A 14595-nucleotide genomic window follows, 5' to 3' on the forward strand; every position below is an offset into this window, starting at 1 on the left:
TTTTTTTGGTCTTTTTCAAAGAAAATCGAAATGGAAAGAAAAATGGAATCAATCGTTTGAGCAAAGCCTTCTTTGCGAAAAAATTGATTTTTTCTGCGTTTTTTAATTGAGAAAAAAAAAGTTAGGTATTGAATTATTCGTAATTTTCTCAAAAACACAAAACAGCTATGGCTTACAAAACAATGACAGCGGAAGAGGCGGCAAGCCTCATCAAAAACGGCGACAACATTGCTTTCAGCGGTTTCACCCCTGCGGGTGCGGCAAAGGCAATCCCAACAGCTATCGCAGAAAGAGCAAAATCAGAACATGCGGCAGGCAGGGAATTTAAGATAAAGGCAATCACGGGCGCATCCGGCGGCCCTTCTTTGGACGGCGTATTGGCTCAGGCAGACGCACTCGAATACCGCGCCCCCTATCAGTCGAATGCCGACATGCGAAAGGGCATCAATGCAGGTTCTATAAACTTTACAGACATGCACCTTTCGATGACCCCGCAGTACATGAACTACGGCTTTTTGGGCAAGTTCGACTGGGCGATTGTCGAAGCCGCGGAAGTTTCCGAAAACGGCGAAATCCTGCTTACTACTTCCGTAGGCATTTCTCCGACGGGATTGAAGCTCGCCGATAAAATAATCATCGAGCTTAATGAATACCATTCGCCGAAGCTGCGCGGAATGCACGATATTTACGAAACGGCAAACCCGCCCTACCGCCGCGAAATTCCGATTTACACCTGCTCCGACCGTTGCGGCACGGAAACGGTAAAAGTCGATCCGTCAAAAATTGTCGGCATTGTACTCACAAACCGCCCCGACGAAGTCGGCGGATTTAAAGAAGCCGATGCAATCACGACAAAAGTAGGCGAAAACGTATCGAATTTCCTTGCCGCTGAAATGAAGGCGGGCAGAATTCCCGCGGAATTTCTGCCAATTCAAAGCGGCGTGGGCAACATCGCAAACGCTGTCTTGGGCGCAATGGGTTCAAATCCCGACATTCCGCAGTTTTCAATGTTCAGCGAAGTCTTGCAGGACTCCGTAATCGACATGCTTGAAAACGGGCACATGAAATTTGCGAGCGCGACATCGCTTACGGTTACCTCGCCCAAGCTCAAAGAAATTTACGACAACATCAAATTCTTCCACGATAAAATCGTTCTCCGCCCGCAGGAAATCTCAAATAATCCTGAATTGGTGCGCAGACTCGGCATTATTTCAATCAACACCGCGATTGAAGTGGACTTGTTCGGCAACGTAAATTCCTCGCACATCATGGGCAAAAACTTGATGAACGGCATCGGCGGCTCGGGAGACTTCACAAGAAGCGCGTACATCTCGATTTTCACGACTCCCGCGGTTGCAAAAGGCGGCTTGATTTCCGCTTTTGTTCCGCTTGTTTCGCACGCCGACCACAGCGAACACTCCGTAAACGTTGTTGTCTCGGAATACGGCGTCGCCGACTTGCGCTGCAAAACCCCGATGCAGAGAGCTGAGCTTATCATAAACAACTGCGCCGCTCCCGAATACCGCGACTTGCTCCGCGCGTACATGGCAAGCGTCGCCAAAGGGCACACTCCGCAGACGCTCTCAAAGGCGTATGCAATGCACGAAGCTTTCGTAAAAGAAGGCGATATGCATAAAGCTGTTTTCTAACAAATAATGTTTAAGAAACTGATTTTTGCTATAACGGTTTTTGCATTGGCGCAAATTTGCGCCAATGCAGAGCCCTTGCCTGCAAAGAATATTGTATTTCTGGCAAACAACCATGAAAGCATGGTTCAAAACGCCATTTCAAACGGAGCGCGCGAAGCCTTTAAAGATTTGGGGGCGCGCTACAACACGGAATTTGCCATAAAAAACATAACTCCCCTCACGGCGGATTCCACGGGAATAGAAAACCAAGCCGACATTCTTTCAAGCGCATTGCAGTCATCGGAAAACATCGGCGCAATAGTAATTCCAAATCTTTCCAAAAATGAAAAGCTTTCCGAGGCAATAAATGCTCTTGCCGAAAAGGAAAAGCCCGTCGCGCTAATTTCCACCGACATTCCGGAAAGCAAGCGAATTTTCTTTGTTGAAAGCGACACCAGCGCAATCGTTAAAACAATATTAGACGAAATAAATCCGCATTTAAGGGAAAATAATTTTAAGCTTTTGGTTATTTATTCGGGGAAGGAAGATATTTTTAACGCGCCAGAGCCAAAACCGTCGATGGTTTCACAAAAAGCCCTGCTCGACGCGTTTAAAGGCAAGCCATACGTCCAATACGCCTCGTCTGTTTACTTTTCCGAATTTGCAAAGAAATTTCAGCAGGAAATTGAAGATTTGGACAACTACGGCATCATATTTTTGAGCGCCTCTCCCCTTATAAATTCAGTGCCGATAAAGCGCGATTCCGACAGGGACTTCATAATTGTGATGTCTCTTCGCCCGCATCTTGGTCAATACCTGCGCAACAAGGAAATTTCAATGTGCATAGGCGGGGACTACTTCGGCTACGGATATTTGTCCGCCATCGCCGTTGCTGAAAAGTATTTTGAAGACAAAAATCCGCCGAAAGACAAGCGGATTTTAGCCCCGATAAAATACAAGGTTTACCAAACGTCCGATTTTGACAAAAATTGGAATGCGCTTTTCAAATAAAAATACGCAAAAAAATGTATTGCTTTTTGAAACGCCCCTGTCATACTTTTAAGCTTTAACAATTTAACAAGATATATTATGCCAAGAGAAACAGTAATTTTAGAATGCACAGAAGCACGCAAAGAAGGCAAGTCTCCTTCCCGCTATCTAACTTCACGCAATCCGCGCAAACAGCTTGAAAAGGTTGAAAAAATGAAGTACAACCCCTCGCTCAAGCGCCGCACATTGCACCGCGAAATCAAAAAGTAAGCGACATGGGGATGTTGGCAGCATAAAGCTCTGAAATGGGGCAATCTGCTCCGCGAAAAAAGGGAAAGGCTCAGTCGAGTATGTTTTAATACACTCCGTTCGCCTTTCCCTTTTTTGTGCTCGCATCTCGCCCAATTTGAGAGCTTTCTGTGCGCCAACTGCCAACAATATAAACATGGAGACGCGCGAGGTTAAAAAAACGTTTTAACAAGGCAGGTGAGGACAGCAAAAAAGCCTGCACGGGAGTGTATTGAACATACTCGACCACGCAGGCTTTTTTGATCCCGGAACTATGCGAAGTTAAAACGTTTTTTTCCTGCCCGCGCTTTCGACAGTTTTTTATACAGAATTAAAAAACTATTTGACATGTAAAAACTTTCCGCTAGGATTTCCGCAAATTTAAAAAAATATCAGCCATGAAAAAGCTATCCTATCTCATTATATCCTCGGTAATTGCATCTCCGCTTGCGTTTGCGGCGAGCTGGGAATACGACCCTGTCGATACAAGCGCGAACACAAAAGAAGAGCTTAAGCTGCAGTTTGTAAACTACTCCATAGACACTACCGGCGGCGTATTGACTGTCACGGGTAATATGCAAAACTACGGCAACGGGTCGAGCATTTCTATAACAGGCGCAAACAATTTGGTTGTTGGCGGCAAAATGGAAACCATCTATGGCAGAACAACGCTTGACAATGCAAATTTGAATGTTACAGGCGACATCAATACAATGTACGCTCCTGGCGAAATTTTCGTTACGGGAACATCGTCGCAAAACGGCTCGGGCAAATGGATTTTCCAATCGGGCGGCAAGCTTACTTTGGACGAAAACGCAACTTTAAACGCCGGCAACAGGCTTGAAATGCACTTTACGGCGTCCGTAAATATGGGCGCAAACTCTACGCTCAACGTGTCCGCGTTCCAAGCCTTGTACGAAAAAGAAACAGGCTTTTCGTTCACAATGGGCGACGGCGCAAAAATCAACGCAAGCGGCCAAACCATTAAGGTAAAGAATTTTACGCTCGGCAACAACAACACAATCAACGCGAACTTAAATATCTTAAATACGTTTGAAGTCGGCCAGAGCACGACAATCAACGGCAACCTGCAAGCAACCGACCTTATAATAAACAAGGGCGCGGCAATCAGCGGAAACATAAGCTACACAAATTCGCTTACCGTAAACAGCGGCGCATCTGTAAAGATTGCAGACTATTTCCACCAGAAGAATACCATAACTCTCAATAACGCCGGCACAAAGGCGATTTCTACGGGCGTGGATTATTGGTTTGACGCCGATTCGACTTTAAACATTCATCTTGGAAACAACTCTCTTGCGGCGGTAAACGACCGTTTCAAAGCCCTTGTTTTTACGCTCTATGGGAAAGCGGGCGAGGGACAGACGGGCGAAGGCGCAAAAATCAATGTATATCTGAGCGATTTTGTCTTGGGCGAAGATTTTGTTGACGGCGAACAATATAAAATCGCGCTGATTTGCTCTCAACACGCGAACATTTCGGGTTGGGAAAGCATATTTAATTTGGTTGACGACTCCGCAGTTGCGGACTTTGTCGAAGGAAGCCTTGTCCATGAAAACAACACATGGTGGGTAACGGTTCAAGGCGTGTCTATTCCGGAACCTTCTACTTACGCCGCAATTTTCGGCGCGCTCGCCATCGCATTCGCGGCGTACCGCAGGCACAAACGCTAAAAGCCATAAAGTTTAAAATTTGGCGCGGAATTCATTTTCGCGCCTTTTTTATTTTTACACAAGTGTTGACGAAAAAATTTTTTTTGCTAAAAATAACACATTTAAAAATTATGAAAGGGCAAAGCCAAGATTCTCTGCGCAGCAAATATGTTATCGCCTGTATTTGGGATTTCGACAAGACGCTGATACCAAGCTATATGCAGCGTCCGATTTTTGAAGAATACGGAATAGACGAAAACCTGTTTTGGACGGAAGTCAATATGCTTCCGGAGCTATACGCAAAAAAAGGCATAAGGGTCTCGCCCGAAACCGTTTACCTAAACCACCTGCTAAGCTTTGTGAAATCAGGGCTTATGCGCGGGCTTGGCAACGCAAAACTCCGCGAGCTCGGCGGAAAAATAGAGTTTTGCGACGGAATACTCGATTTTTTGGACGAACTTCGCGCAATCCCTCTTTCAGAGGAAAAATACCGCAAGCTCGACATAAAGCTTGAGCACTACATAATAAGCACAGGCATTGCCGAAATGATAAGGGGCAGCAAAGTCGCAAAAAAAGTTGACGGTATTTTTGCCTGCGAATTTATCGAAGAGCCGTTCCCGCCGAATTTCACAAAACAGCCCGAATTCGACTTAAATTCGCTCTCAAACCAAATAAACCAAATCGGCGCGATTGTCGATAACACCATAAAAACCCGTTTTATTTTTGAAATCAACAAGGGCGTCAACATAAATTCAAGCATAGACGTAAACGCGCAAATGTCGCCCCAAGACAGGCGAATTCCAATAAAAAATATGATTTACATTGCGGACGGCCCGAGCGATGTCCCCGTTTTTTCAGTCGTAAGAAACGGCGGCGGAAAGACTTTCGCGGTGTACGGTCCAGAAAGCGAAGAGGAATTCGAGCAAAACGATATGCTTTTGCAGTCGGGCAGAATAGACTCTTACGGTCCGGCCGACTATACTAAAAAAAGCCCTACACACACATGGCTTAAAATGCACGTTAGAAAACTCTGCGAACGCATTGTATCGGAAAACGAAAGCATGATTTTAAACCGCGTGGGAGGAGTTCCCAAACACATCAGAAAACGCGACAAAATCCACCTGCCCACTTTCACGGACTCTTCGAAAACAGAAGACGAAAATATGCCCCTCGACTTGAAATAGACGATTTTTTAAAGCCCTATATTTCAATCATTTAACTACAAAAAAAAAAAAAAAAAAAAAAAAAAATAATAATAAATCAGCAATATGGACGGAATTCCACCCATCGCACCATTTTTACAAAGGCTCGACGCGCTTACCGAAAAAATGAACGCGCCCGATTTTTACAACGACCAGCGCACCGCCTCGGCAGTCTCGCGCGAGCATCAACAGCTTGCGGATTTAAAGGCGAAATATGAAGAGCTTGAAAAGCTGTTCGCACAAATTGAAGAAAATAAGGCGATAATCGAAGACGAATCAGCCGACGCAGAATTCAAGGAGCTTGCCAAAGAGGATTTGCAAAGCCTCGAATCAAGCGTGGAACCGCTGAAAAAAGAAATTTTGCGCTACATGATTCCGCCCGAAGAGACGGATTCGCGCAACACGGTGGTTGAAATCCGCGCGGGAACGGGCGGAGACGAAGCGTCGCTCTTTGCCGCCGACCTTTACAGAATGTATTCGAGATATGCCGACCGCAAGGGCTGGAAAGTTGAACAGCTAAGCTCAAGCGAATCACCCGCCGGCGGATTTAAGGAAGTCTGCTTTCTTCTAAGCGGAACGGACGTTTACCGCTCAATGAAATACGAAAGCGGGACGCACCGCGTCCAGCGCGTGCCCGTCACGGAAGCAAGCGGAAGAATACACACATCGGCGGCAACCGTCGCGGTTCTCCCCGAAGCAGAGGAAGTCGATATTCACATCGACCCTAACGACATTGAAATTTCAATCGCGCGCGCAAGCGGCCCGGGCGGACAGGGAGTCAACACCACAGACTCCGCCGTGCAAATTCTGCATAAACCCACGGGAATGATTGTAAAATGCGCAGACGAACGCTCCCAGCTTAAAAACAAGCAAAAGGCGATGAAAGTATTGCGCTCGCGCCTGCTCGAACACAAGCAAAACGAAGAGCGAGAAAAGTACGCGCAAAACCGCCGCGAACAAATCGGAAGCGGAGACCGCTCGGAGCGCATACGCACCTACAACTTCCCGCAAAGCCGCCTGACAGACCACCGCATAGGGCTTACCGTCCACTCCCTCACGCAGGTTATGGACGGCGAAATAGAGGAAATCGTGCGCGCACTCGAAGAGGCTTACTACAACAAGCGCATTGAAACCCTCATTGCGGAAGGCGCGTAAAAAAACGTGCAAAGCGTCATTGAGATTTTAGGCAAATGCGAAGAATTTTTCGCAAAAAAAGGCGTTCCGAACCCGAAAATCGACGCCCAGCTTCTGCTTGCAAAGGCGATGAAATGCAAGAGGCTCGATTTGTTCCTGCGCTTTGACGAGCCTTTAAAAAAAGAAGTTTTGGACGAATTCAGGGAAGACGTAAAGCGCAGGGCAAAGAGAGAGCCGCTGCAGCACATTTTAGGCTCCGTTGATTTTTGCGGGCTTAACTTGAAATGCGACGCCCGCGCCCTTATTCCCCGCCCCGAAACAGAAGAGCTTTGCGACATCATTATCTCGCGCCTGAAAGAAAATCCTCCAAAAAAAATTTTGGACTTGGGAACGGGGTCGGGCGCAATAATTTTGTCGCTTAAAAACGCATTTCAAGACGCGGAATGCACAGCATGCGACATTTCAGAAAAATCGCTTGCCCTCGCCAAAGAAAACGCGGAGCTTGCAAACCTAAACGCAAGTTTTTTTAAATCGGACTGGTTTGAAAATATCGGCGGAATTTTCGACCTCATTGTGTCAAACCCGCCCTATTTGACAGAAAAAGAAGTCTCGAACGCCGAAGCAGAAGTTCGAGAATTTGACCCGCCCGCCGCGCTTTCAAGCCCCGAAGGCGGAACCAAAGACTTGCGAAAAATCATAAAAGAAGCTCCGAAGTTTTTGAAAAAAAACGGTATTCTTGCGCTTGAATGCGGCATCGACCACCCCACAATGCTAAAAGACGAAAATCGCGAAAACAAAGATTTTTCAAGCATTGAAATCATCAAAGATTTTTCGGGACGCGACAGATTTTTGATGCTGACCCGCGCCTAAATCCGATAAAAATATTTTATTTCTTTACAAGAAATCCAAATTAAATTAAACTTTGCGTAAATAATACAAAATAAAGGAGCAATTATGAAAAAGATTTTAATGTCCGCGCTCGCCGCGTTTATGCTTTTTGCTTTCGGCTGTTCAAAACAGCAAAACGAATGTAAAATTTCAACGGAAGATTTTGCAAATGCAACTTCCGAAAATGTCGCCCTTTTTGCAACATACAGCATGGACGCCGAATTTGTAAAGGAAACCACAGATCAAAAAGGCGTGAAAGAATTTTTTGAAGAGCTTTCAAAAAACAAAAAAATTCAGGAAGCCCTCAATGAATGTATAGGCGCAATTACGCAAGAAACCGGTCAAAATTTCATAAAAATCGACTTCATAAACAAAATCCTTCTTAAATCCGCAAACGCGAAAGAAGCTTTCTTTTTTGGCGCAAGCATTGACGAGCTTTCAGAAAATGCAAACATGAAGCTCATAATCGACTCGCCCTTGGCAGTGGAGCTTTTTGAAGATTTTGTTGAAAGCGCAAAAGACGAATTAAAACTTCAAAAAAGCCAAAAAGACGGCATTTCCGTATATAAAACAGATGATGTCGCGATTATCGTAAAAGGCAATATCATTTCAGTTGCAAAAAACGAAGAAACCGCGATTGCCTTAATCAAAAACATTAAAACTCCCGCGGAAAAACCTTTCGCAAAAACGCCGAAATTTGCAAAGTTAACTTCGATAAAAAAAGACGCAAACTTTATATGCTTCATTGACGCAAAAGAAGAAGAAAAATCTTTTTCGGAAATATTTATATCTGCAAAATATTATTCGCCGAGCGAATTCGGAATGACTTTTAAAATTGAGCTTGGCAAAGACGCAATCGCGGAAGTAAAAGACACATTCAAAATGTTTGCGCAAAGAACGCTTCCAAACAACTTCCTTCTTAAAAATTCCGTAAAAGACTCTTCCGTTGCATTCGCGGCGGCAATTCCCGAAATCTCCGACAAAGTATCAGAGCTGGCAAGCCTCATGATGGCGGACAATTTAGAAGCTTCCAAAATTGCAATTCAAATGTTAAAATCCATCGGATTAAAAAGCGTCTGCTTTTCTTGCGGAGAATTGAAAGCGGAGCAAATTTTAAAAATCCAAGAAACAATGCAGCCGCCGGAAATGTTCCTTAAAATCGACTGCGAAAATGCGGACGCATTCTTCAAAAATCCGATGGTTTCTCAAATGCTAAACACGCCTTTCATATCGCAAATGCAATTCGGTGAAAATTCGATTTATACAACAATGGCTAATATAAAATTCGCACCCATTGCAAATACGGGCGCATTTATTTCAACAATTCCCGACCTTTCAAAAACCATGTCGCTTGCAAAAAATTCGGGAGAAAGCCTCGCCGACAACAAAGACGCGGTGCAAATTCTAAGCAGGCTTGCAAGCGGCAACCAAATAGAGCTCTACTTAAACGGCAATAAATTTAAAGATTTATTGCAAGAAATAAACAAAATGCAAATGAAGCAAATCGAAGAGCTTTCGGACTCGGACATAAATTCCGCCGCAAAATCTTACTTGGCGATGAACGAATTTATGAACGACATCACAAAAAAATCGCAAATGGCGATGTCTCTTAAAATTGAAGATTTTGCCGTGATAATAAATTGCGAAGCAGTCCAAGATATTGATTACGAAAAGGCGGTTCAAATTCTAAAAGAATTAAAATAGCCAAATAAAAGAAAACGCCGACAAACAAAATTTGCCGGCGTTGTTTTTTGTTTAGAAGAATAAAGCGTTCCGCTTAAAAAGATAAAGAAAGCCCTGTTCCAAACCAGCAGTTGTCCTCGCTTCTATCGCCGCCCGCGCTCTTGTTTGAATAGCGAACGCCGGCGGAAATTGATGCAATGTCGGTAAGCGCGACTGAAAAGTCGGCGGAAAACATCACATAGTCGTAGTCTTTCGCATTGTGTGAAAAGACATGCCCGTATGTTGCCGCCAAGTCAACAGAACCCCATTCGCTGCCGATAATCCACTTCGTTACGGGCGCGGAATAAGAAAGCCCCGCTTCCAGTGTGTTTACATACAAAACAACATCGTAATAGTACGTTATAAACGGAGTAATTGCAAAATCGCCGAGAAGTTCGGAAGTGTCGTAGGAAACTCCGAAAGAAAACTCGTGCGTGTCCTCGGAATGCGGATAAAGATACGCGCAGTAGCCCAAGTCGAAACTAAACGACATCACCGAATAGGTAATGCCCGCAGAAATATCGTTTTCGATGAAGTTGTCGTTCTTTAATTCCGTATTGTTGAAAAATCCCGCACTCAAACCTAAGCCTCCGCCAAGTTCATAGCCCAAGTCAACGGTGGGAACTATGGAAGCTCCGGAACATTTTGCGCCCCTGAAAACGTATTCGGATTCATAAGCGATGCCCACCCCTACGGAGAGTTTGTCTTTTACCGAAGACATAAAATCTTCGCTTAAAAGCACCGACACAGGTTCGGCAGGCTTTTCGCATTCGGCGGCGGAAATTTCTGCGGCGAACGCAAAAATCGAAGTTAATAAAAATAACGGCGTAATGTATTTTGTTTTCATATTGCTTGTTTTGGTTTTCGGGTTTTTAGCCCATAAAAAATAGTAAGCAATTTTCGTGCCAGTTGGGAAAGCGTCCGAATTCCCTTTAAAACAAAGGATTTTTCAAAAATACAAAAAAATCTCCCGATACAAATTTGTTTGCATTTGTTGTTTTGCGCACATTTTTGAATGCCATATTTTTTTGCCTTTACAAAATACAGATAAAACATTGCTTTATATTTCTTATGAAAATATCTGTTTTTAGCAGGCGGGAAATTGAAAATATGCTTCCGCAAATAGAAAGCATTGCGAAAACTTGCAACTTCATATCCATAAACAACGTGATGCACTTTGCGGAGCCGCCGATTTTTACAGAGTCTCCAATACCTGAAAAATACCACAACCAAACTTTGATTTTGCATTTTGACGACGCTTCAAGCCTCGACAAAAATTCCGACAGCCGCTTCCTGTTCGACAAGACAAAAGCCTTGCAAATTCGGGATTTCACAAGGCTGACTTTAACCCAAAAGCGCGACTTGATTATCCACTGCCATGCGGGTGTAAGCAGAAGCGGGGCAATCGGCATAGTCTTGAACGACTACGCAAACCGCGTGCTTCAAAACAATCCCGAAGATTTCAAGCAGTTTTATAATTCCTTTTTCTATCCGAGGCTTGTTCCCAATATGAACGTAGCCCTGACGCTCATGCGCGCGCTTGAAATGGCCTGACAATGCAACCGCCCTTCCCCGACATATTGTTTCCCGTTTTCGCGGCGGCATGTTACGCATTCGGAGTAATAGCCGTAAAGTGCGCCTCAAAAAACAAGACGATTTCGGGAATGTCGCTTCTTGCGATGAACAACCTGCTTTCAGGAGCGGTTTTTATCCCTCAAATATTTTTTGCCCCCACCCTTCCCGAAATTTCAATAATATGGCAACCCCTGCTTGCGGGGGTGTTTTGCGCGGCGGGAAACCTCGCTACTTTCATTTGCGCCGAACGCGGAGAAGTCAGCCTGATGACCCCGATTATGGGCGTAAAAATACTCTTTGTCTTGATGTTTTCAAACATCATGTTGCATGCAAAACTGCCAAGTTCGATTATCTTTGCGGGTACGATGTGCTGTGCGGCGGTTTTTCTAATGGGAAAGTCAAAGGGAAAACCGGGCAGGCAAAAGTTCCGCTTTACGGTTTTTCTCGCGCTCTGCGCCTGCGCCTCGTACGCCGCATGCGATGTTCTTATGCAAAAATACGCGCCGAATTTTTCAACGCGCTCAATGATTGCGCTTACGACGGTTGCGATGCCAGTTTCCGTAATTCCGTTTATACCTAAACTAATCACCGAGCTTAAAAAATCAAACGCCGAAACCGTGGCATTCGGCGCAATATCGTCGATTATGTTAGTTGGCGAAAGCTTTTTGATGTTCATTTCCATAACAGGAAAAGTCGGAGCCGCCATGTCCAACATACTTTTCAACACGCGCGGAATAATCGCCATTGCCCTAATCTACGCTCTCGGGGCAAAATCAATGAAGCTCCGCGAGCTTGACGGCAATTCCGCACTTCGCAGGGCATTGGGGGCGATAATGATTTTAACCGCAATATTCGCCGCGCTTTATTGGCGGCAATAAAAATATTGACTACAACGGTTTCTTAAAGCATATATTTAAATTATTTCAATCGCAACATAACATAAACACCATGGCAAATCCGACAGACATAAGAAAAAACAACGTTATTATGTACAACAACGTTCCGCACGTTGTAATGAGCATGCTCCACCGCACGCAGGGAAGAGGTGCGGGGTTTGTGCAGACAGTTTTAAGAAACCTCGCAAACGGCTCGTCAACAACTGTTAAATTCCGCTCGACAGACTCTGTGGAATTTTGCCACACCACGAACAAAGGGCTGGAATTTTCATACATAGACGGCGATGTTTACCACTTCATACACCCCGAAACATTTGAAGACTATTCAATTCAGGAATCGATTTTGGGCGAGGACAAAAAATGGCTCGTCGAAGGACATGAATACACAATTCTTTTTGTAAACGACGAACCGGTGTCATTGGAGCTTCCTGCAAACATCAACATTGAAGTCGCGGAAGCAAGCGAAGGTTTGAGAGGCGACACCTCCTCAGCCCCGACCAAACCCGTTACATTGGCAAACGGCATTGTCGTGCAGGTTCCGCTTTTCATCAAGACAGGCGATGTTTTGAAAATCCGCACCGAAGACAATTCCTACGTAAGCCGCGCATAAAAACATGCAAACGCTATCGGGCAGCCGTAAAATAAAGGCGGCGGATTTGAGGTCAATTCTCGAATACGTCCCGCTTTACCGCGACCAGATATTCGTAATATCCATTGACGGCAGCGTTGTCGATTGCGGCAATTTCTCAAACCTTGCAACCGACATCGCCGTTTTGCGCAGTCTGAACATAAACGTCGTGATAGTCCACGGCATAGGAAAACAGCTAAAACAGCTCGGCTCACTGCGCGGGATACAACTGACTGACGTTTACGGCAACAATCCCGTTGATGACGCCACTTTGGAGCTTGCCCGCGAAGTTTCCGCAAGCGCGATGCAGAAAATCCAAGAGGCGTTCGCGGTTTTAGAAATAAAAACCGCGGCAACAAATGCAATTCGCGCAACCGAAGTCGGCATAATTTCGGGAGTCGATTTTTTAAACGCGGGCAGAATAGACAAAATAGATTTCGACACCTTAAAACAACTTTTAGGTCTGGGTATAATTCCGATAATATCCCCAATCGCGGTAAACAGAAAAGGCAAGGTGTTCAGGCTTAATTCCGACGAGCTTGCGGCGGAAACTGCCATCGCTTTGAAAGCGTCAAAACTGATTTATATGACCGAAACAAAAGGTCTTGCCGTTGAAAACGAAAAAGCCGTTTCTATTCCGCTCGACAAGGCGGAGGAAACTTTTGAGCTCCGCAAAAACAAGTTGGACACGAGGGTTTTCGACAAGGTTAAATTCGCGGTTAAAGCCCTGCGCTCCGGCAATACCCCCCGCGCCCATATTTTGGACGGCAGAGAATTTGCCGCAATCCTTACCGAGGTATTTGAAAAAGTCGGCTCAGGTACAATGATTTATGCCGATGAATACCAAAAAATACGCCCCGCAACCGAAGCCGACGCAAACATAATCTACAACCTTTCGCAAAATTCCACGAAAGAGCAAAACCTCGTCCGACGTTCTCTTGAAGAAATCAGAAGTAAAATAAACACTTACTTCGTCTATGAAATGGACGGCAGCATAATCGCTTTTGTAAGCCTCTTAGACATTACAGAGGGTGCAGCAGAGCTTGCGTCTTTACATGTACAGCCGTTTTACCAAGGGCACCATGTAGGGAAGACGATGGTTGAATACGTTTGCAAAACGGCAAAAGAGCGCAACTTTAAGACCCTGTTTGCGCTGTCAACCAAAAGTGCGCCGTTTTTTAAAGATATATGCGAATTTGAAGAAGTTCCGCCTTCCGAATTGCCGATTTTGCGGCAAAAAAAGTATGAGGCGTCAAAGCGCAACTCAAAAGTTTTCAAATACGTCTTGCAATAAAAAAGGCGCGCCAAAAATAAGCGCGCCTTAAAATTTTGTTTCAAACCGATTACTTCAATTTTGCAAGAACCGCCTTGATTGCGTCTTTGCCCGTCAACCCCTGCGACATTTCAACAACTTTTCCGTTTTTGAAATATACGAGGGTCGGAATACTCGCCACGTTGAAACGCTGCGCCAATTCCTGATTTTCGTCAACATCGACCTTCGCGATGCAAACATCGGGAACTTCCGCCGCAACCTGGTCGAGAATGGGCGCAAGCATTCTACAAGGACCGCACCAAGTCGCCCAAAAATCCACCAGCACAACTTTGTTTGCCGATATTGTTTCGTCAAAATTGCTCTTGTTAAGATGAACCAATGCCATATCTGTTTTTTAGATTAAAAAAGCTTAAATGCGTTGTCTATGTAAACCAATGCCGCAAAGGAAATGGCTACGACCGCGCTTACCGCGTCCAAAAGCACCATAACCGAGCTTTCCTTACTTTCAGCAACAGGTGCGCCGAAGTCAACAGGGCGCGAAGACGCGCTTATTTTGACTGTCGGAGCCGACGCCTGCGGGGTTTGAACATTTGACGCTGTGGGAATATTTACTTCTTCGGACATTTCTGCTTCCTTTTTATTCAATTTAAATAATTTATTTGAAATTTTTTAAAAGTTATAAAAAAGACATAAACATT

15 protein-coding genes are annotated in these 14595 nt (G+C 44.9%); 12 read left to right on the forward strand and 3 right to left on the reverse strand.

Annotation, left to right across the window (positions count from 1 at the left end):
* Positions 1–167 precede the first annotated feature (167 nt).
* From MOX91_RS06135 to MOX91_RS06170, 8 genes are all read left to right on the forward strand, one after another.
* Positions 168–1649, forward strand: coding sequence for a butyryl-CoA:acetate CoA transferase (locus MOX91_RS06135; RefSeq protein ID WP_370397201.1), 1482 nt, complete (start codon positions 168–170; stop codon positions 1647–1649).
* A 6-nt stretch (positions 1650–1655) separates the two neighbouring features.
* Positions 1656–2639 carry a hypothetical protein gene (locus tag MOX91_RS06140; protein ID WP_370397202.1) on the forward strand — a complete coding sequence of 328 codons (984 nt, stop codon included), beginning with the start codon at positions 1656–1658 and terminating at the stop codon, positions 2637–2639.
* Between the two features lie 78 nt (positions 2640–2717).
* Positions 2718–2888 (forward strand): 50S ribosomal protein L33, encoded by a 171-nt coding sequence (rpmG, locus tag MOX91_RS06145; RefSeq protein WP_370397203.1) that lies wholly within the window; start codon positions 2718–2720, stop codon positions 2886–2888.
* Positions 2889–3304: 416 nt separating this feature from the next.
* Positions 3305–4600: a PEP-CTERM sorting domain-containing protein gene (locus tag MOX91_RS06150; protein WP_370397204.1), complete on the forward strand. Its 1296-nt coding sequence runs from the start codon at positions 3305–3307 to the stop codon at positions 4598–4600.
* Between the two features lie 110 nt (positions 4601–4710).
* Positions 4711–5763 carry a haloacid dehalogenase-like hydrolase gene (locus MOX91_RS06155; RefSeq protein ID WP_370397205.1) on the forward strand — a complete coding sequence of 351 codons (1053 nt, stop codon included), beginning with the start codon at positions 4711–4713 and terminating at the stop codon, positions 5761–5763.
* Between the two features lie 84 nt (positions 5764–5847).
* Positions 5848–6936 (forward strand): peptide chain release factor 1, encoded by a 1089-nt coding sequence (gene prfA, locus MOX91_RS06160; protein ID WP_370397206.1) that lies wholly within the window; start codon positions 5848–5850, stop codon positions 6934–6936.
* Between the two features lie 6 nt (positions 6937–6942).
* Positions 6943–7785: a peptide chain release factor N(5)-glutamine methyltransferase gene (prmC, locus tag MOX91_RS06165; protein ID WP_370397207.1), complete on the forward strand. Its 843-nt coding sequence runs from the start codon at positions 6943–6945 to the stop codon at positions 7783–7785.
* An 84-nt stretch (positions 7786–7869) separates the two neighbouring features.
* The gene (locus MOX91_RS06170) at positions 7870–9507 is read left to right on the forward strand and encodes a hypothetical protein (protein WP_370397208.1); all 1638 of its coding nucleotides are present in this window, start codon (positions 7870–7872) and stop codon (positions 9505–9507) included.
* Positions 9508–9580: 73 nt separating this feature from the next.
* On the opposite strand, the gene MOX91_RS06175 is transcribed toward MOX91_RS06170, so the two are convergent.
* Positions 9581–10372 carry a TorF family putative porin gene (locus MOX91_RS06175; RefSeq protein WP_370397209.1) on the reverse strand — a complete coding sequence of 264 codons (792 nt, stop codon included), beginning with the start codon at positions 10370–10372 and terminating at the stop codon, positions 9581–9583.
* 224 nt (positions 10373–10596) lie between these two features.
* Here MOX91_RS06175 and MOX91_RS06180 point away from each other — a divergent pair, with 224 nt between their 5' ends.
* From MOX91_RS06180 to argA, 4 genes are all read left to right on the forward strand, one after another.
* Positions 10597–11079 (forward strand): hypothetical protein, encoded by a 483-nt coding sequence (locus MOX91_RS06180; RefSeq protein ID WP_370397210.1) that lies wholly within the window; start codon positions 10597–10599, stop codon positions 11077–11079.
* Positions 11080–11081: 2 nt separating this feature from the next.
* Positions 11082–11978 (forward strand): EamA family transporter, encoded by an 897-nt coding sequence (locus tag MOX91_RS06185; protein ID WP_370397211.1) that lies wholly within the window; start codon positions 11082–11084, stop codon positions 11976–11978.
* A gap of 70 nt (positions 11979–12048) precedes the next feature.
* A complete protein-coding gene (gene efp / locus MOX91_RS06190; RefSeq protein ID WP_370397212.1) occupies positions 12049–12606 on the forward strand; it encodes an elongation factor P in 558 nt (185 codons plus the stop codon).
* Positions 12607–12610: 4 nt separating this feature from the next.
* On the forward strand, positions 12611–13918 hold the full coding sequence (argA, locus tag MOX91_RS06195; RefSeq protein ID WP_370397213.1) for an amino-acid N-acetyltransferase: 1308 nt from the start codon (positions 12611–12613) through the stop codon (positions 13916–13918).
* 49 nt (positions 13919–13967) lie between these two features.
* Here the strand turns inward: argA and trxA are convergent, their stop codons facing one another.
* Entirely contained in the window at positions 13968–14282 is a 315-nt protein-coding gene (gene trxA / locus MOX91_RS06200; RefSeq protein ID WP_370397214.1) for a thioredoxin, read from the reverse strand.
* Between the two features lie 14 nt (positions 14283–14296).
* Positions 14297–14521 carry a hypothetical protein gene (locus tag MOX91_RS06205; protein ID WP_370397215.1) on the reverse strand — a complete coding sequence of 75 codons (225 nt, stop codon included), beginning with the start codon at positions 14519–14521 and terminating at the stop codon, positions 14297–14299.
* Positions 14522–14595: the final 74 nt, after the last annotated feature.

Source organism: Intestinicryptomonas porci (assembly GCF_033971905.1).
GTDB classification, from domain to species: Bacteria; Verrucomicrobiota; Verrucomicrobiia; order Opitutales; family Intestinicryptomonadaceae; genus Intestinicryptomonas; species Intestinicryptomonas porci.

What these genes read in the sequence shown, in the direction of transcription:
- MOX91_RS06135 (WP_370397201.1), top strand. Translation starts at nt 168, where the DNA reads ATGGCTTACAAAACAATGACAGCGGAAGAGGCGGCAAGCCTCATCAAA.
- MOX91_RS06140 (WP_370397202.1), top strand. Translation starts at nt 1,656, where the DNA reads ATGTTTAAGAAACTGATTTTTGCTATAACGGTTTTTGCATTGGCGCAA.
- rpmG (WP_370397203.1), top strand. Translation starts at nt 2,718, where the DNA reads ATGCCAAGAGAAACAGTAATTTTAGAATGCACAGAAGCACGCAAAGAA.
- MOX91_RS06150 (WP_370397204.1), top strand. Translation starts at nt 3,305, where the DNA reads ATGAAAAAGCTATCCTATCTCATTATATCCTCGGTAATTGCATCTCCG.
- MOX91_RS06155 (WP_370397205.1), top strand. Translation starts at nt 4,711, where the DNA reads ATGAAAGGGCAAAGCCAAGATTCTCTGCGCAGCAAATATGTTATCGCC.
- prfA (WP_370397206.1), top strand. Translation starts at nt 5,848, where the DNA reads ATGGACGGAATTCCACCCATCGCACCATTTTTACAAAGGCTCGACGCG.
- MOX91_RS06170 (WP_370397208.1), top strand. Translation starts at nt 7,870, where the DNA reads ATGAAAAAGATTTTAATGTCCGCGCTCGCCGCGTTTATGCTTTTTGCT.
- MOX91_RS06175 (WP_370397209.1), bottom strand. Translation starts at nt 10,372, where the DNA reads ATGAAAACAAAATACATTACGCCGTTATTTTTATTAACTTCGATTTTT.
- MOX91_RS06180 (WP_370397210.1), top strand. Translation starts at nt 10,597, where the DNA reads ATGAAAATATCTGTTTTTAGCAGGCGGGAAATTGAAAATATGCTTCCG.
- MOX91_RS06185 (WP_370397211.1), top strand. Translation starts at nt 11,082, where the DNA reads ATGCAACCGCCCTTCCCCGACATATTGTTTCCCGTTTTCGCGGCGGCA.
- efp (WP_370397212.1), top strand. Translation starts at nt 12,049, where the DNA reads ATGGCAAATCCGACAGACATAAGAAAAAACAACGTTATTATGTACAAC.
- argA (WP_370397213.1), top strand. Translation starts at nt 12,611, where the DNA reads ATGCAAACGCTATCGGGCAGCCGTAAAATAAAGGCGGCGGATTTGAGG.
- trxA (WP_370397214.1), bottom strand. Translation starts at nt 14,282, where the DNA reads ATGGCATTGGTTCATCTTAACAAGAGCAATTTTGACGAAACAATATCG.
- MOX91_RS06205 (WP_370397215.1), bottom strand. Translation starts at nt 14,521, where the DNA reads ATGTCCGAAGAAGTAAATATTCCCACAGCGTCAAATGTTCAAACCCCG.